Source organism: Halopseudomonas salegens (genome assembly GCF_900105655.1).
Taxonomy (GTDB): Bacteria; Pseudomonadota; Gammaproteobacteria; order Pseudomonadales; family Pseudomonadaceae; genus Halopseudomonas; species Halopseudomonas salegens.
On record NZ_LT629787.1, the window covers coordinates 1,538,086 to 1,553,915 of the forward strand.

The 15,830-nt window shown below is 56.4% G+C and carries 20 protein-coding genes; 6 read left to right on the plus strand and 14 right to left on the minus strand.

All coding sequences use genetic code 11. The features are described 5' to 3' along the window. Positions 1-22: 22 nt before the first annotated feature. From BLU07_RS18015 to BLU07_RS06840, 8 genes are all read right to left on the minus strand, one after another. On the minus strand, positions 23-562 hold the full coding sequence (locus BLU07_RS18015) for a UGSC family (seleno)protein (protein WP_331457077.1): 540 nt from the start codon (positions 560-562) through the stop codon (positions 23-25). Further along, entirely contained in the window at positions 559-1,995 is a 1,437-nt protein-coding gene (locus BLU07_RS06810) for a thioredoxin family protein (protein ID WP_092385415.1), read from the minus strand. Before BLU07_RS06810 ends, BLU07_RS18015 begins: the two co-directional genes overlap by 4 nt. 139 nt (positions 1,996-2,134) lie before the next feature. Continuing rightward, on the minus strand, positions 2,135-2,602 hold the full coding sequence (locus BLU07_RS06815; RefSeq protein ID WP_092389649.1) for an RES family NAD+ phosphorylase: 468 nt from the start codon (positions 2,600-2,602) through the stop codon (positions 2,135-2,137). An 8-nt stretch (positions 2,603-2,610) separates the two neighbouring features. Then, complete coding sequence (parS, locus tag BLU07_RS06820) at positions 2,611-3,063, minus strand: type II RES/Xre toxin-antitoxin system antitoxin (RefSeq protein ID WP_092385417.1); 453 nt, start codon at positions 3,061-3,063, stop codon at positions 2,611-2,613. A 121-nt stretch (positions 3,064-3,184) separates the two neighbouring features. Continuing rightward, a complete protein-coding gene (brnA, locus tag BLU07_RS06825) occupies positions 3,185-3,463 on the minus strand; it encodes a type II toxin-antitoxin system BrnA family antitoxin (protein WP_092385419.1) in 279 nt (92 codons plus the stop codon). Further along, positions 3,453-3,716: a BrnT family toxin gene (locus BLU07_RS06830; protein WP_092385421.1), complete on the minus strand. Its 264-nt coding sequence runs from the start codon at positions 3,714-3,716 to the stop codon at positions 3,453-3,455. Before BLU07_RS06830 ends, brnA begins: the two co-directional genes overlap by 11 nt. A 227-nt stretch (positions 3,717-3,943) precedes the next feature. Continuing rightward, positions 3,944-4,543 carry a hypothetical protein gene (locus BLU07_RS06835; RefSeq protein WP_092385423.1) on the minus strand — a complete coding sequence of 200 codons (600 nt, stop codon included), beginning with the start codon at positions 4,541-4,543 and terminating at the stop codon, positions 3,944-3,946. Between the two features lie 494 nt (positions 4,544-5,037). Further along, positions 5,038-5,820, minus strand: coding sequence for a LytTR family DNA-binding domain-containing protein (locus tag BLU07_RS06840; RefSeq protein ID WP_092385425.1), 783 nt, complete (start codon positions 5,818-5,820; stop codon positions 5,038-5,040). Positions 5,821-5,941: 121 nt separating this feature from the next. Between BLU07_RS06840 and BLU07_RS06845 the strand changes: the two genes are divergently transcribed. The 5 genes from BLU07_RS06845 (at position 5,942) to BLU07_RS06865 (ending at position 9,304) form a co-directional block, all read left to right on the plus strand. Continuing rightward, positions 5,942-6,592, plus strand: a complete 651-nt coding sequence (locus BLU07_RS06845; protein ID WP_092385427.1) for a DUF2306 domain-containing protein — start codon at positions 5,942-5,944, stop codon at positions 6,590-6,592. 316 nt (positions 6,593-6,908) lie between these two features. Further along, positions 6,909-7,556 (plus strand): hypothetical protein, encoded by a 648-nt coding sequence (locus BLU07_RS06850; RefSeq protein WP_092385429.1) that lies wholly within the window; start codon positions 6,909-6,911, stop codon positions 7,554-7,556. Between the two features lie 59 nt (positions 7,557-7,615). Next, positions 7,616-8,125 (plus strand): SgcJ/EcaC family oxidoreductase, encoded by a 510-nt coding sequence (locus BLU07_RS06855; protein ID WP_092385431.1) that lies wholly within the window; start codon positions 7,616-7,618, stop codon positions 8,123-8,125. A 135-nt stretch (positions 8,126-8,260) separates the two neighbouring features. Further along, positions 8,261-8,704, plus strand: a complete 444-nt coding sequence (locus BLU07_RS06860) for a hypothetical protein (RefSeq protein WP_092385433.1) — start codon at positions 8,261-8,263, stop codon at positions 8,702-8,704. Positions 8,705-8,932: 228 nt separating this feature from the next. After that, entirely contained in the window at positions 8,933-9,304 is a 372-nt protein-coding gene (locus BLU07_RS06865; protein WP_092389651.1) for a hypothetical protein, read from the plus strand. A gap of 73 nt (positions 9,305-9,377) precedes the next feature. On the opposite strand, the gene BLU07_RS06870 is transcribed toward BLU07_RS06865, so the two are convergent. From BLU07_RS06870 to BLU07_RS06895, 6 genes are all read right to left on the minus strand, one after another. Beyond that, complete coding sequence (locus tag BLU07_RS06870; protein ID WP_092385435.1) at positions 9,378-10,631, minus strand: DUF2254 domain-containing protein; 1,254 nt, start codon at positions 10,629-10,631, stop codon at positions 9,378-9,380. Between the two features lie 121 nt (positions 10,632-10,752). Further along, positions 10,753-11,778 (minus strand): collagen-like domain-containing protein, encoded by a 1,026-nt coding sequence (locus BLU07_RS06875; protein ID WP_197675077.1) that lies wholly within the window; start codon positions 11,776-11,778, stop codon positions 10,753-10,755. Between the two features lie 137 nt (positions 11,779-11,915). Further along, positions 11,916-12,290: a ShlB/FhaC/HecB family hemolysin secretion/activation protein gene (locus BLU07_RS06880; protein WP_092385439.1), complete on the minus strand. Its 375-nt coding sequence runs from the start codon at positions 12,288-12,290 to the stop codon at positions 11,916-11,918. Positions 12,291-12,369: 79 nt separating this feature from the next. Beyond that, positions 12,370-12,672, minus strand: a complete 303-nt coding sequence (locus tag BLU07_RS06885; protein WP_092385441.1) for a DUF7693 family protein — start codon at positions 12,670-12,672, stop codon at positions 12,370-12,372. Then, positions 12,672-13,052 (minus strand): VOC family protein, encoded by a 381-nt coding sequence (locus tag BLU07_RS06890; RefSeq protein WP_092385443.1) that lies wholly within the window; start codon positions 13,050-13,052, stop codon positions 12,672-12,674. Before BLU07_RS06890 ends, BLU07_RS06885 begins: the two co-directional genes overlap by 1 nt. Before the next feature lie 89 nt (positions 13,053-13,141). Beyond that, positions 13,142-13,594, minus strand: coding sequence for a hypothetical protein (locus BLU07_RS06895; RefSeq protein WP_092385445.1), 453 nt, complete (start codon positions 13,592-13,594; stop codon positions 13,142-13,144). A gap of 154 nt (positions 13,595-13,748) precedes the next feature. Between BLU07_RS06895 and BLU07_RS06900 the strand changes: the two genes are divergently transcribed. Then, positions 13,749-15,800 carry a bifunctional metallophosphatase/5'-nucleotidase gene (locus tag BLU07_RS06900; protein ID WP_092385447.1) on the plus strand — a complete coding sequence of 684 codons (2,052 nt, stop codon included), beginning with the start codon at positions 13,749-13,751 and terminating at the stop codon, positions 15,798-15,800. Positions 15,801-15,830: the final 30 nt, after the last annotated feature.

Below are 15,830 nucleotides of genomic sequence, written 5' to 3' on the forward strand. Positions count from 1 at the left end.
GGCAGCCCCTCGGATGGCTGACTCAGGTGTCGTCGCTGTCAGCGTCGGCGCGCAACAGGCGCAAAATCTCGTCCAGGGCATTGTCTGCCAGGGCGTGCATTTCTGCGTCGGTTCGGTCCTGAATCGGGTGCGGCACAAAGACCATGGCCGGATCGAAACCCAGCGCTCTGGACTGCAGAGCCGCAGCTTCAACAAATTCACTGGAGGCAACCCCTACTCCCGGGATCTGACGTGACTCCAGATCGGCGATGTCATGCATACAGCACGACGTGCACGATCCTCAGTCGGCCAGACCTTCAACCAGCAGGTCAACCTCAGCAGCCATCTGCTGCTTGAGTTCGGTCGGCGCAATACGGGTAAAGGTCGGTTTGGCGTAACGCTTTACCTCGATACCCATGGCGCTCAACTGTTCCTCGATCCGATCGAGAAACACGTTGCCGCGTGGCTTGGAAATATCCAGCAGGCCAACGACCTTGCCCTCCAGGCTTTCTGGCCGGGCCAGGCGCTCGCGCTGGGCCGGTGCCAGCTCGGCCGTAGGGTCGAGCAGTATGCTGTCGTTCATAATTTCACCTCACAGGTTACCGGTGATGAGCCCACCGGGCCGGATGCGGCCCAGCCGGCGATAATTGCAGAAAACAGGCCGGCAGTACCGCCAACCCGAACAATCAACAGGCCACCCGGGCGGAACTTGGGCACCTGTTGATCCTTGAATTTTGCGGGAATGCCCTCGGCAATCCCGCCAGCACCGGCTATCAAATCCTTGCCCGGTGCCAGCAGCAACTGTTCCAGCTCTTCGCGCAGACGCTGCTTGGACCAGCCCGCCTCGATAAATACCCGTGCATGCTCGGGTGAAACCACCAACACGGCATCACCAGCCATCGCCAGTTTGGCATGATCGACCGTGCGCAGCGACATGGCAAAGGATTTGGCCAGGGATTCCGGGTCGCGGGATTTCTGATCAACAATGCCCTGCACCCCTTCCCCGGGAAACAGGGTTACCGCCGAGCGGCCGGAGTCGACACCTCGCTCCTGCGCCAGTGGCAGCCAGTCGGCGTCTTCCGCTTCGGCAAAACAGAAACTGTATTTGCCGGGCGTGCCCATGGTGGCGCGGTCGATTTCACCGGGGCGGCCGCCGCCCACATTGCGTACGATCAATTGCAGCGCACGGCCAATGGTGGCATTGGCACGGTTGCCCTGCCCCAGCGCGTTGACGCCCGAGTTCATGCCGATGGCCTTGGTGATCGGGCCGTTGACCACAATCATCGGGCTGCCAAACATGGTGGTACAGGTCAGGCCGTGCAGGCCGAATTCATCGGTCAGGGCTGCCTCGACGGCTGCCAGCAACACCGGCATGTATTCCGGCTTGCAGCCGGCCATTACGGCATTGACCGCGACTTTTTCCACCGTGCAGGGCACCAGGTCCGGCGGCATCAGGCCCAGCACTTCATCTCCCGCTCGGTCAGTGCCCTTGAGCATGCGCAACACGCGCACCGGGGTCGGCGGCACCACCGGCAAACCATCCGTCCAGCCGCGCTCATAGCAGGTTTCCATGGCGTCATCGGCGCCGGCAATATCGATTTCCCGCGACTGCAGGCGCACATCGCCAAAAGCCAGCTCCAGCTCTTCGGCAATGCCCGGGTCCAGGGTTTTCGAACCGCAGCCGGGGCGCATGACCGGCAAGTCCTCACCCAGCGTGGCCACACCGGACAGCGCCTGCCAGTCGGCTTTGTGCCAGCCATAGGTGCGTTCGACTTCCTTGCCCTGTTCGACCCGGATCAACGTGGGTACAAACTCGATGCCCAAACGAAAAGACTGCTCCAGCGTCTGGTCATACTGAGTGCCGGGCAACGCGGCGGCGTAGTCGTCGGAATCCTGTACCAACACCGTCAGCGCACCTGCCTGGTCCAGCTCTGTCAGGAGCGGCTCAACCAGGCGGCAGGTCGGGCAATCGGCTTTGGCCACTACAATCAGGCCATCGGGCAAGGATAAGGTCATGTCAGACTCTTGTGGCTGCTTGGGTGTGTCTCATCTATTGGACAGCATAGGCACGCGGGGCCCTGCTGCCAAGCAAGCGGACGGGATCATGCGTGGGGTGATTGGGGCGGTATCAATGATGCAGAAATGTGCAGGCGGATTATTTCAGCCGCTGATCAAAGTTGAACGCAATCTCTTTGGCCGCAGCAATGCAAGCGCCAAAGGCAGGATGCCGGGGGTTGAGGATCAGGTTGTATTCCAGCGGTACCACGGTACTGGGAACCAGCATGGCCATGCCCTCCCCCGAGCGCAACCACTCATCACCAATGGCGGCGGTTTCACTGGGCGCCGGGTCATCGCGCCAGTTGGCAGGCAACTCGGACTCGTCCAGCTCACGCAGGTGCCTGTGCGGAATCTCCAGCGTAAACAGGGCGTAGGCCTGCAGCAGATCAGTTGATTGCAGATGCACCAGCATTTCCAGGGCCGCCAATGAAATGCTGGATGACAGATAGACGCAAGGCACACCCTTGCTGTTCCAGCGCCCACCAAAGCGCCTTGCCCCTTCCCCATCAAAGGCGCTGGACACCCATTTGCGTTTGACGATGCGATAGCCGGTTCGGCTTGCCACTGCCCTGCTCACGCCACAATGCCATGCTCAAGGCGACCGATCAGGTCCAGCACGGCTTCGGCCTCAACGCTGGTCGCCAGCATATCGACCGGCGGTTTGTTACCCAGCCCCTTCACAGGTGCCTGCATCCAGCTGCGCGCCTGGACACGGTCACCCTCGAAAAGTTTGACTGCAGCAGCCAGCGCCTGGGCAAAGCGGATAATGCGATCGCTTTCATGCGGCGAAAAACGCCCGGCCTTGGCGCGGCGGTGCGCAGTGGTTGGGGAAATGTCCAGAATCTCCGCCAGCAGCTTGCTGTCCGTGCCAGCCAGCTCGGCAATCTGGCAAAAGGTGCTGTAGCGCAAACCATCGCGCACCACGCGATACAAAGCCTCACCCCGGCTCGGCAAGCCGATTTCATCCCAGAGCGAATCATCAGTTCGGCGCGACGGTGTAAAGCGCTTGATAACGGCAGATGCCATAACTATATTCCAAATGAAATAAAACTGGTTTCATATGGATTATGGTCGGGGTTTGCGGCGGGGTCAAATCAACCCTGGGCCAAGGTTTGGTCAGTGTGGTTGGGCAATTCTCTTGTCACATTTATCGCCCGTCAATGTGGTCGCCAGTGGCGTCACCATTAAGCGGCTTGTTTGCAGCTTCTGCCTGAAGACGCTCCACCAGCCACACCTTGATGATCGATTGACGGGTAACACCAATGCGCGCAGCTTCACGATCCAACGACTCCACAACCCAAGTCGGGAAATCGACATTGATTCGTTTTTGTTCCTGATTAACACGACGAGCAGAGGACAGATCCAGGTCATCAACAATATCTTCCTGACCTCCCTCAAATTTCTTGTCGAAGTCTTTAGCTTTCATAGAGTTCTACCTCTTTCTTGCGGGAACGTCTGACCGAAATCAGACGAATACGAGCATCCCTGAATGTAACAACAGCCGACCAATGCTTTTCACCAATCTTGCCTATCAGTAAAAACCTCTGCTCATCCTCTGATTTTGCGCGGACCTCGAGCAGGTCTGGGTCTTTCCATAGTCCTTGTGCAGCAATGAAATCGATACCGTGCTTATCCAGGTTGGCCTGGCTTTTGGCTTCGTCGAATTCAAATTCATCCATGAGTATAAATTATTCCTTTTTTACTCAATTCGCAATATTTGGAAGGATGCTATGGCTGCTAACCCGGAGCTTTGCGGCATTATTGGCGCTGCATAGCGTTGGAAAGAGGCGGAGTGGCTCCACTTGATATTCACCGGAGACATGCGTCGTAAAAGCCTTACACTCTGATTTCAACCTGACCCTGTAACTCTTCTGAACTCAACACCTCACACGATTCTCATATCAGACTACTGACTACCCTGGTGTATGTTTCGGTCTTGCAGAAACGCGTGCTTTTGTTCCAAGTAGCGAGCGCCCTTCTCGAATCCCAGACGACTATGGTTCTCATGCAAAATCTGCTTGAGCATGGGGTCATAGCAGTCCTCTGGGTTCAGTACCCAGGCATCGTTGAAGAATTGCTTGTTTGCCCTGAGGATAACGGTATCGCAGCGGGAATAACCGGCCTCTGAGAAAGTTTTTGCCCATATGGGGTTGACCAACTGGTTGCCAAATACGACGAGTGCAATCCCAAGAAACATGATCCATGCTGCTATCTTCTGAACTTGGGCCAGTAATGCTGGTACGGGTTTTTTCAAAAGCCGAACGAAAGCGATCTCTATGTTTACAATGATCACAATGCTTGGGATCGCTACCCAGACAAACAGCAGTGCGGTTTGTTGTCGCTGAAAGACCAGCAATGATCTTTGCGAATGTACAATATCCAGCAGATAGGAAGAGTAGCTGTTATAGCTCCATGTTGACCCAACCCCGAGTAGTATAAAGACCACATTAATAAATAAAGCGCCAACCAAAAAATCAGCACGTGAGATTGGATTTTTTTTGAGCACGGTAGCGCTACCTGATGTTCGTTGGAGGCAAGTGTCGTAAAAAGCCAGAAACTCTGGCTTCGATCTCTCTCTGCACTGCTGTAATCACCACAGAGCCAGCTGCATCCAAAGTGCAATATGCAAAGTCACCCATTTTCCGTTTCTGTGCGGAAATAAAATTTGAAGGATTGGATATAGATTCGACGGCACTTTTGTGAGCGCGTGCGGCGAGCACGATCATTCATGCAGGAAGATATCATCACATAATCCTTGTGTAGTAGATAATCCTTAAAAGGCCTGAACAGTTTAAAAAAGTTCTCACGCAGACTCAAGCTAAGCCGGCGACTGTGCTCTCTGAACATCGAAGAGTGGTTTTTCCGGTTTGGGCATGCAAACAACTCTGCTCAAGAGGTGACGTTCAGTTTTTTTACAGGTCAGACCCAAGCGATCAAATAGGAGCCAGGGCACAGCATCGTTTGTACGCCCTCCCGGCCCTGCTTTGCTGCAAGGTTTTGTCAGCCATTCAGCCAACCGGCTTGTCGTAAACTCTCGCGATAGGTTCTCCCCACCGGCACTTGGCGTTTGTCGATCAACGTCAGCACTAGCCGTTGACCTTGCCGCTTCGCACCTGCAACCGCGGCACTGGCTACCCACCAGGAACGATGGACACGCAGACCCAGGTCGTCGAGCTCCCTGGCGGCGTCTTCCATTCGGCACAGGATCAATTGCTTGCCCTCAGTCGTGTGTACCGCCAGATAGTGATCGTGCATTTCAAGGCACAGCAGATCACCTGTTGGGGGGACGGGCAGCCTTTCCCGGAATCGGGCCCAACTACCGGGTTCTTGTCGATTGGCTTCTGCTTCCGATTTGGCAGAAGTCGTCCGGGGTTTTTCCGCCAGTTCCTGCAAGTCCAGCAGGGTATAAACCAGGGTTGAGATAACCGCCAGCAGAAAAACCACCTGGCTGTAGAGGCGCAGTAATTGGTCTGGCCAACCGAGACCGAACAGGCCGTTGGCTACCGCGACAATGGCAGTGGCGGGGACGGCGGCCAGTGCTGCCCCTATCAGTGGGGCCAGCAGTCGGCGCAGAGGGGTTGCATCAGGTAAATGCGTATCGACCTGTCGAATCACTACATCTACCAAGGCGCCATTCAAGGTGGCCACCAGTACCCAGTAGGCCAGTCTTGCCGGCAGCGGCAGCAATTCGTAGGTGCCAAATGGACCGATCAGCGCCAACACAATGCCGATGGCCAATAGCCCAGCGAGGCTTGCAGTCAGGTGTTTGATTTGTTCACGCATCGTGAATATAGCGTAGCAAGCCGTTAACGAAGGCAACAATGCTTTGACGTATTTTTCCTGTTCTGCCGGTTTGCGTCGCGGCTATTCTGCTGCCCAATCATCCGCAACCCGGGAGCGCGTCATGACACTACTGGTTTTGTCACTTCACATCACGGCCGGCTTTGTCGCTCTGGCAATGGCTGGCCTCGCCCTGGCCTCCCCCAAGGGTAAAACATGGCACCGGCGGTCAGGTAGCCTGTATGTCGCGGCGATGTTTACCGTGTCACTGTCGACCCTATGGCTGGTTGTTGTGCGCCCGAACCCTTTTCTGCTCGCGGTCGGCGTGTTCAGTTTCTTTCTTGTTTTTACCGGCTGGCGCGCCGCCAGGATCCGCGATGGCCGGCCACGCTGGATCGATCATCTGGTTGGTAGCCTGATGGCAGGAGCAGGCCTGACGATGCTGATCACAGCCGTTGTGGGGTTTATCCATAACGGTGGTGCACAACCCTGGATACTGCTGGTGTTTGGCAGTATCGGCCTCTCCCTTGCGCTGTCTGATTGGCGCGATTGGCGCCAAGGCCCGATTGTCGGCAAGCAACGCATTGCGCGGCATTTGGGCCGCATGCTGGCGGGTACCATCGCCACGCTGACGGCGGCGCTTGTGGTCAACGCCACCTGGTTGCCAGACCTGGTCACCTGGCTGGCCCCAACGGTTTTGATTACACCGGTTATTGTCTGGTGGAACGCCCGAGTATTAAACGGGGGAACCGAGCAGCAAGCAAAGAAAGCCTGAGTGCCGAGCACGAACTGTCAGCGATGAGCTGACACCTCGTGCCTGGCGCGCTGGCAACAGACTCAAAGCATTCAACTCTCGGGAAACATCGTAAAAGTAGCAAAGCCTTTCACACGAACGCTCAAGTGCCACAATGTTGTTGTTTTTTCTGCGCAGATGATTTTGTCAGGAGCGGTAATCCGAGCAATGCGGGTTGTTATTTCTGTCGTATTGCATAGCGCAAGGTATTATACTTCCGCGCTTTACGGCGGTCTCAGGGATGAGGCGATATCTTCAACCTTCCGCCTTGAGCATTAATCAACGATAAGGACTAGTCATGATTTTTTTTGGGACGCGTGGGAGAAGTGTGTCTGGGCAAGTGCTGGAAGGTATCCAGTGTCCCAGCTGTGACAATCAGCAGTTTGTCAGCTTTGGTGTTATTCGACATTTCCATATTTACTGGATACCAATGTTTGCAACATCGAAAAAGGCCGGCATTGAATGCACTCATTGCAAAAAGACACTAATCGGTAATGAAATCTCGGCAGATCTGGCCAAAGACATCAAATCCAGTGTGTTCACCAAAAGGAACACCCTCCCCTCCTTTGCGGGATTGATTCTCTTCGCTTGCTTGATGTTATTTGCGTTTTATGTGGTTGTAGAGGGCGACATCAGAGAAGCTGGCTATATCAAGCAGCCCGCAGTCAACGACCTTTATCTGGTCGATGTCACAAAAATATTCCCGAACTCAGATCCGGAATACAGATACGGTCTGCTGCGCGTCAACCGGGTTTTACCGGACCAGGTTGAATTCAGTGTCAGTAACCTCGTATACAATGAACTATCTGGCGTTCGCAAAGATATCCGCGAAGGAAAAGCAGCTGCAGACGACTACTATGACAGCGAACCGTTATACCGGGATACCAGTGACATCAAACGCATGAAGGGGTCTGGTGCCATCCGCTCCATCAGGCGCAGCAATTGAAGTTGAATTAATAATGGCCTAGGGTGAAGCGGTGATCATTACATGAGGCTTTAGTTCGCATGACTTCACGACTTCGCGCAATCACTACCAGCACGCTTCTCGGTGTACTGATCGCGCCCCTCGCCTGGGCAGACGTAGCCGATATTCCCCAAGCCATTGCCGATATTCTTGATCATAAGGTCGAGGCATGGAATGCAGGCGACGCCCAGGGTTGGGGAGCCGATTACGCGGATGACAGTGTGGTAATCAACCTGGCCGGAATGCGCCTGGAAGGCAATGAAGAAAACATTGCGCGTCATGCTGAAGTCTTCGCCGGTCCGCTGGGCAATACAACCCTGATGATTGATGTGATCAGCATCCAACAGCTCACCGCGGACACGGCGCTGGTTGAAACGCACCTGACAGTCGGGGATATCACGAACGAGACAGGAGCGCTGCCGCTAACGGAGTCTGGCGAGCTTCACACCCGAATGAGCTTTCTGATGAGCAACGCCAACGCTGGCGACTGGCACATTCAGTTTGCCCAGAATACGGCCATTGAAGACCCGGCCGCCGAGGTTCAACCCTAGGGAAGAGTCAGTGCGGGCAAGGAAGGATGCCAACACCGGCTGCGAGCGCATTGTTCACCAGCATCACGGTCCATGTGAAAACCGCAGCTCAGGCATTCGTTCTGTATTCCTCCTCTACGCAAAAGAAACATTCCTATGCCCGACATAGCACTGAAATACCGCACTGCCGTTCTGACATTGGCATTAACCATGATTCCTTTCACTGTATCTGCCGATATGGAACTCCTGTGCACCGTCACCGTAGATCAATTCCCTGGATTCGATGATCACATGGTCAAGAGCAAGACGGTTCAATTAAATGGAATGCAAGGTGAAGCCGGTGGCGAAGCCACCATCTACGAAAACTCGGCCTTCCGATTCCGTGCTATTACTGGACGCTCGCTGATTCAGGACGGAGCAGCGACGCTAATGGACTTTTACGTAGAAGCTCAAGACCTGGAAAATGGCCGGAGTATCCGCTCCGCAAGCGCATCCTACGTTGGAGGCCCCCATCATGCACGATTAGAGCTGGTGACTTATGGGCAGGAAACGCCCTGGCACGAGGGGATTGTCATATTTACCTGTGTTAAGCCTTTCTGAAGAAAATCCAGGCAGCCGCTGGGCATCGAGGTGTGGTTTTTCGGTTTAGGCAGGCACACGATTCCGCTCAAGCGGTGACCTTCCGTTCTGAGGTCGACGAGGTAAATTGGCAGAGGCGATGTGGCAGAAAAAATCCGTGACCTTTTGGCAAGCAGGTAAACTGGCCACATGTGATTCATTGGCAAGGGAGTCGGTTAATCCCCTTTGCCTGCAAAACGGATGATTGTGATGCTTGTATATTTTCTGGTCGCCTGTGACCGCCTGGAAGAAAAGCGGGAAAAGAAACTGCGGCAGAACCTGCCAGAACTGCAGGCTGCCTTGCAGACCTATGCAGGTGCCAACGCGGCCAACAGTGTCACCCTGATCAATGCCTGTGACAGTGAAGATTGCGCCGAGTGGGAGCTGGGCATCAGCCAGCCGGTGAAGAAAAACATTCACCTGAATTTTCCGGTGAATCTGTTTAATGACCTGGCCAGGCAATATGGAATTGATTGTGAAGTGGGTTATATCGAGGATGACGAACGCGAGCCGGTGACTTTTTTCGGCAAGCAGGAGGGCCTTGGTGAGGCCTTTTTGATCGCGGAGTATCTGGGGCTATAGCTGGCGCTACTGTTTTGCCGAGGGTGCGCCGGGCTCAACGACTGTAAGGGATGCTCAGGCTGTTTGGCGCGCCCTACTCGGCAAACCCTGCCAATTCGCGAATCAGCGCCCGTTCTTCCGGCAGTTCCAGCGTGCTTTCGGCGCGCACCAGGGCGATGCGGGCATGTTGTTTGGCGGCAGCGGCCATGGCGGAATTGTCTGCTCTGGACAGGGCGTGAAACGCCTTTTGCAACCGCACCATGACTTCGATGGCGTTGGCGCCGTCACGGGCAATGGCGGTAAAGGCGTCGTCAAACATGTCCTTCACGCAAAGCTCGGGGGCCTCTACACGCTCGCAAGCGGGTTTGGGCTCTTCGTCCAGCGGCTCTGCCCAGTCGCTGAGCAGCCTGACCAGTACGCCGATGACGGTGATTGCGGAGCCCGGGTCGTTAACCCCGGGAGACAGCGCCCGGCCGGCTATCTCCGAGAGCACCACCAGGCCAAAGCGTGGGTCATTATCGTACAGACGCTCACGACCAACTTCGAAGGCGTCGATCACCTCATCGAACTTGCCATCATGCCCCCTGTCGTCATCAAAGCGAACATAGGCCAGAGGGCGGTCGCCGGCGATAAAGGTGCCTGGCAGCGCGGCAACCTGCACACGGGCCTTGGTTTTCACGGCCCATTCCTGCAATGCGTCGATAGCGATGTGCTGTACATAGCCAATCTGTCGGGTGCACACGGGGTGGCCGTCGGTGTTGATAGCCTTGACGGGTACGGCGCCCATGGCCGGACGCTTGCGCCGCTGAAGCAAGGCTGCCCGGGTCGCCATTTCGACCTTTTCAACGGTGTTATCCAACCGGCCAAGACGGGCAATGCGGTCAACCCAGCGCACAAAGGTCAGGATGACCAGGGCAAAGACCAGGGCCGTCAGCGCGAAAAGCGCCGTCAGGCCGACAGGCTGAAACAGCGCGTTCTTGGTTGCGGTCAAGCCGACAATGCTGAAAATGAAAGCCGCAACAAATACCGACAAGGCGTTCTGCGACAGGTCATCCGCCACAATCAGGGTGAATGATCGCGGTGTTGCGGTATTGCTGGCGGAGGCATAGGCCGACACCATGGAGGCAACGGCAAAGGTAGCGATAACCAGCATGCTGGCGGCCATGACCGACAACAGGGCCTCTACCGAGTCGCTGCTGATACGCGGAATGCTGTCGCTCAGCTCAAGCTGATCCGCCATGTTGGCGAGCCATACGCCGCCGATTGACAGCAAGCAGGCTGCCAGTGGTTTGATCCACAAGCGTTCGCCTAGACGCCGGACGAGGAACTGGAGCTTTTCATGCAGCATTGTTCGCACCTTGTCGTCCTTGTTGCTGCGCACCTTGATGCCGGTCCGCAATGCCTAGCATAACCGGCAGCCAGTTGCGCCAGATAGTGCAGCGTAAAAGCACCCGCTTTTTCAATAACAATCAAGGTACCAGAGCGGTAAAACAAAAGCTCTGCACATAAAGCCCCTCGGTATCATCGTAACCATTGGCGTAAGCGAAGTTCGCTCTGAAGCCATTGACCGTCGTCTCTCGCGTGTCGGGAAAGGCCGGATAATATTTACCGGTATCCGGGAATATCGGCGAGTTCATATTGGAGAGCATGACCACCGGAACGCTAGCCAGGGGCGAATTGAAGTTGACCCGGTAGTAACGATAATCCTCAGTCGAGGTCGAACAATCGCCTCCCAGGCACTGAGCAGTCCAGTCGCCTGAGCCCGCATTCATGATGCTGCCATCAAAGTTGACGCAGCCATGGACGATTCGAGATACCCCTTGCGCTCCACCAGCAGGACCTGGCTCCCCCTGAATACCCTGTGGACCGGGTTCACCTTGTGGTCCAGGCACCCCTTGGTCCCCCTGAGCCCCTGCCGGACCCGGTTCACCTTGCGGGCCTTGTATGCCGGTTTCACCTTGCGGGCCTTGCGGGCCTTGAGGTCCTTCAGGGCCTTCTGGTCCAGCAGGTCCGATCAGGCTGACGCCAGCCGGCCAGCTTCCGGCAGTCTTCGGACCATAGAGCATGCTGACTGATTGATCATAGAAGAGATCACCATCATTTCCCTGTGTATCCACGGGTGCACCGGTACCGGACAGAATGGTTCGGCCGTTCTCACCCTGAAGCCCCTGAGGCCCGGGCGGCCCTGGAAGTCCAGGCACCCCTTGGTCCCCCTGAGCCCCTGCCGGGCCGATGTCACCTGCTGGTCCCTGAGGACCCTCAGGTCCGGCTGGTCCCGCTGGACCTTCGGGCCCAACGGCGACACCTGTGGCACAAGGGCCGAGTTGACCGTTGGCAGCGTCGTGACACAGCACCGTATCGGTGTCAGGGGACCCCGTGATTCCTGGCAGCCGTACGATGCCGGCATCATCCACACGCAAATAGGTAGTGCCACCGTCGTCCTTGATCACAAAGGCGCCCCCTGATGGCAGGGTTGCGATGATTTCATTGGCCATCAAGGGTGCTGAAGCTATCAGCCCTGCCACAACCAGCATGAAACAAGGAGTTTTATGGGCATTATCCCTTATCAACATGACTGCTCTCTCAAATAGTGGATCACTGGGTTAATGGCGGTGCGGATTCAGCATTATGCCTAAAAAGAGTAACGTGCGGATAACCAGAAACGTGGATCTTTCTGTTCATCCTCGGACGCCGCGTCGCCGCTGGTTTGTGCTGCCATGGCTGCATCAAGTGACCAGCCCGCCTGAGTGTAGCGTACACCAATACCTGCGCCAGCTATAGACTCACTGGTTTCATCCGCATAGCTCTGGCGTGCAGCATGATCATAAAAGGCATAGGGCACAATCGACGCCGTGGCCTGGTAGCGGACTTCCGTCTGGGTCAACCACACCCGACAGCCACTTGCCTCGCCAAGCGGATACGCCCTGACACCCCGCGGGCCGCCAAGGCTTTTGGTTTGCGATGAATCCAGCTGGGTGTCAGCCCACTGAATATCACCCCGGGCCATTAACGAAAAGCCATAACGGTTATTCTGCGCGAAGCTCGCTACGACTGCAAATCGCCACTATCAACATGACTGAGCGCCCTTACAATTGGGCCAGAGTTTGCTCCAGCCGTGCACGTTCCCAGACGCTCAACAACTCCAGTGGATCCGTCCCCCGACCGGCCCAGGCACGGCTATCCAGTTGTTGGCCATCAGGCAGCAGGCAACCTGCGCAATAATCCAGCGCACCCGCTTCCTTGTTCAGGGTGACGATCCAGCCATCGATCTCGACAGCCACCAGCCCGGAGTGAACGTCACGCCAACGCTGGTGGTCATGCAGGTGCGCGACGACAACACCCAGGGACGCGTCCTTGAGGCGTTGATAGACGTCGCGCGCAGAGGCCACTAGTTCATCCGGTGCAACGCACAGATCTTGTTGCCGGCCGGGTCGCGCAGATAAGCGAGATACAGCTTGATGCCATTGCCTTCACGCACACCTGGCGGGTCTTCACAGGTGACACCGCCATTGGCCAGGCCAGCCGCATGCCAGGCATCGGCCTGCTCCGGGCTGTCAACGGCAAAACCGATGGTGCTGCCATTGCCGTGAGAGGCTGGCTCACCATCGATGGGCTTGCTCAAGGCAAAAGTGCCGGTCTTGGTGAAGTAGAAACAACGGCCCTTGGGGTCGATAACCCCGGGTTTGCAGCCAATAACGCCGAGCACTTCATCGTAAAACGCCTTGGATGTCGCGATATCATTGGCACCGAGCATGACGTGACTGAACATGAATTTTCCTTGTGTACACAATTTTTCTGGCACCAGGATACTACCGAGGTTGCCCTGCCTCGTACAGTTCAGCAGGCGAATGATTGCATTCAGCGCCTGATGCCGGAGTCCCTGGCCCAGCGGTACAACCAGGCAAAGAATCCTGACCCCAGAACCATCGCCAGCCCGAGTGCAAACACCAGCAATGAACCATAGGCAAGACTGCCGGACGCCGTATAGGTGCCCATCAGAACCCCGGCATGCTGCACCAGCAGATACACCCCAATCAGAAAGAGGCCTGCCCGCACGAGTTCATCCTCCTTGACCACCACTCCCGGCTCGCTCTCTCCGTGAATCCGGTTGGCCAGAGCACCGGCAAAAAACCACAGTAAAATACCCGCCACGATGGGCAGCAGAATCATCGCCAGCAACATGGGAAACAACTCGTTTTGCCACATGTCACGAGCATCTGCATTGAACAGGATGGGCGCGACCGACAGCAGGTTTTGCAGGGCCAGGTAGAGTCCCAGGACTTTAATCAGCAATATCGAAAAGGGTTTCATGCGTTGATCCATCAAGCAGTGGAGTGGCGTGGTTATCGGTTCGCTGGGTATGTCATCGCAATAGCTTCAAACCGTCAACAAAAGATCATTGGCAGGTCACACAGCTCGCCCAAGCTGACGCTCTCAGGATTCCCACGCAATGAGAGGATAGTTCATGCGATCTGTATTCCTAGGCAGCGCCCTGATTCTGTGCACCCTGCCCCTGGCTGGTTGCCTCAGTTCAAGCTCCAGCTCCGACGACGCCACTGACGATTCAGCCAGTGCCTTTTCCCTGCAACTGCTGCACTTTGCCGATGTCGATGGCGGCGGTACGGCAGCCATGTTCAATGTTGACCAGTTCTCCGCACTGGTTGATCACTTCCGCAGCGAAATGCCTGACAACACCCTGCTGCTCAGCTCGGGCGACAATTACATTCCCGGCCCTATTTTCCAGGCCAGCGGTGACCCACGCATGAATGCGGTTGTCGGCGTCGCCGGTGATGGCCGTGGTGAAACCCAGATCCAGAACCAGATGGGCTTGCAGGCGTCCGCCGTGGGTAATCACGACCTGGATACCGGACCAGCAGGTTTTGCCGGTATCATCAAACCCGATGGCGACTACTCGGGCGCGCTATACCCATACCTGTCAGCCAATATTGACTTCAGTACCGACAGCGCAATCGCTGACCTGATGGTCGACGGCGGCCAGGAAGCCAGCAGCATCGCCGGCAAGGTCGCCCCCTCTGCAGTCATTACCGTCAACGGAGAACGCATCGGCCTGGTCGGCGCGGTGACGCCTACCCTGCCGTCGATCACGTCGGTGGGCAATCTCACCATCCTGCCGCAAGACTTTGCCATCAATGATGAAAGCAGCCTGGACAACCTGGCCGCCGTCATCCAGGAAGAAGTCAATGCGCTGCGTGATGATGACATCAACAAGATCATCCTGCTGTCGCACATGCAGGTTCTGAGTGTGGAAAAAGGCCTGGCAACGCGGCTGGAAGGCGTCGACATCATTGTGGGCGGTGGTTCAAATACCCTCCTGGCCAACAATGGCGACCTGCTGCGCGAAGGTGATAGCGCCGCCGATGACTACCCGCTCATGTATACCAGCCCTGCCAATGAGCCGGTACTTCTGGTGAACACCGATGCCGACTACAAATACCTCGGCCGCCTGCTGGTGGATTTCGATGACGAAGGTGTCATCATCCTCGACAGCATCAACAACAACGAAAGCGGTGCCTGGGCCAGCCTCGACAGCGTGGTGGATACGCTGCAAGGTAGCCCGATATCCGATGTCACTGAAGTGGCCGATGTCATTCGCCAGATTCTGGGTGAACTGGACGGCACCGCCTACGGCGTAACCGATGTATTCCTGGATGGCCGTCGCGCCTTTGTGCGCAGCCGTGAAACCAACCTGGGCAACCTCTCGGCCGACGCCAATCTCTGGTATGCCCGCGAGATGTTGCCAGGCAACCCACCGTTGGTATCAGTGAAAAACGGTGGCGGTATTCGCGCACCCATCGGTCGCATTGTCAGCCCGGCAGGTTCCACCTCGGTAGATGACCTGCAACTGCTCCCTCCGGCCGGCAATGACTTCGGCAAACCCGAAGGCGGTGTCTCGCAACTGGATATCCAAACCGCCTTTGCCTTCAACAACGGCCTGGCACTGATCACCATGACCGCCGCCGAACTGCACGACCTGACCGAAGAAATGATCAAGGGCAACTTCACCCATACCGCCGGCTTGCGTCTTAGCTTCAACCCCAACGCACAGGCACGCTCCGAAGGTGATACCAACCTGGGCCTGCTCACTGACGGGGAACGGGTGATTGATCTTGATGTGCTGGTTGATCCGAACGCAGTCAATGAAGCAGACCGCTGGGATCGCATTGTCGAGAATGGTGCCGTGGTCGGTGATCCCAATCGCACCTTCCGGGTCGTCGCGCTGGACTTTCTGGCCAATTGCGCAGCCCCGCCCGGCTCGGAATTCGCTACCGCCAACTGCGGCAGCGCATGGCCGTTCAAAGGCTTGAACAATGCCGAGCACAAGTCGCTGCTGGAAGTGGACGTAGCCGCCAACGACCCCGGTCAAGTGGACTTTTCCAGCACCGGCGGCGAGCAGGATGCACTGGCCGAATTCCTGCTGCAATTCCACCCAGACAGCAACAGCGCCTACGCCGTCCCCTTCGACGTTAACGAGCGCTTGATTCCAGTAACGCCATAACGCACAACAATCACCGATTTCCTCCTTCAG

Coding starts and splice junctions, on each gene's coding strand:
- BLU07_RS06810 (WP_092385415.1), bottom strand. CDS start 1,995: ATGACCTTATCCTTGCCCGATGGCCTGATTGTAGTGGCCAAAGCCGAT.
- parS (WP_092385417.1), bottom strand. CDS start 3,063: ATGGCATCTGCCGTTATCAAGCGCTTTACACCGTCGCGCCGAACTGAT.
- brnA (WP_092385419.1), bottom strand. CDS start 3,463: ATGAAAGCTAAAGACTTCGACAAGAAATTTGAGGGAGGTCAGGAAGAT.
- BLU07_RS06830 (WP_092385421.1), bottom strand. CDS start 3,716: ATGGATGAATTTGAATTCGACGAAGCCAAAAGCCAGGCCAACCTGGAT.
- BLU07_RS06840 (WP_092385425.1), bottom strand. CDS start 5,820: ATGCGTGAACAAATCAAACACCTGACTGCAAGCCTCGCTGGGCTATTG.
- BLU07_RS06845 (WP_092385427.1), top strand. CDS start 5,942: ATGACACTACTGGTTTTGTCACTTCACATCACGGCCGGCTTTGTCGCT.
- BLU07_RS06850 (WP_092385429.1), top strand. CDS start 6,909: ATGATTTTTTTTGGGACGCGTGGGAGAAGTGTGTCTGGGCAAGTGCTG.
- BLU07_RS06855 (WP_092385431.1), top strand. CDS start 7,616: ATGACTTCACGACTTCGCGCAATCACTACCAGCACGCTTCTCGGTGTA.
- BLU07_RS06860 (WP_092385433.1), top strand. CDS start 8,261: ATGCCCGACATAGCACTGAAATACCGCACTGCCGTTCTGACATTGGCA.
- BLU07_RS06865 (WP_092389651.1), top strand. CDS start 8,933: ATGCTTGTATATTTTCTGGTCGCCTGTGACCGCCTGGAAGAAAAGCGG.
- BLU07_RS06870 (WP_092385435.1), bottom strand. CDS start 10,631: ATGCTGCATGAAAAGCTCCAGTTCCTCGTCCGGCGTCTAGGCGAACGC.
- BLU07_RS06875 (WP_197675077.1), bottom strand. CDS start 11,778: ATGGCCAATGAAATCATCGCAACCCTGCCATCAGGGGGCGCCTTTGTG.
- BLU07_RS06880 (WP_092385439.1), bottom strand. CDS start 12,290: ATGGCCCGGGGTGATATTCAGTGGGCTGACACCCAGCTGGATTCATCG.
- BLU07_RS06890 (WP_092385443.1), bottom strand. CDS start 13,052: ATGTTCAGTCACGTCATGCTCGGTGCCAATGATATCGCGACATCCAAG.
- BLU07_RS06895 (WP_092385445.1), bottom strand. CDS start 13,594: ATGAAACCCTTTTCGATATTGCTGATTAAAGTCCTGGGACTCTACCTG.
- BLU07_RS06900 (WP_092385447.1), top strand. CDS start 13,749: ATGCGATCTGTATTCCTAGGCAGCGCCCTGATTCTGTGCACCCTGCCC.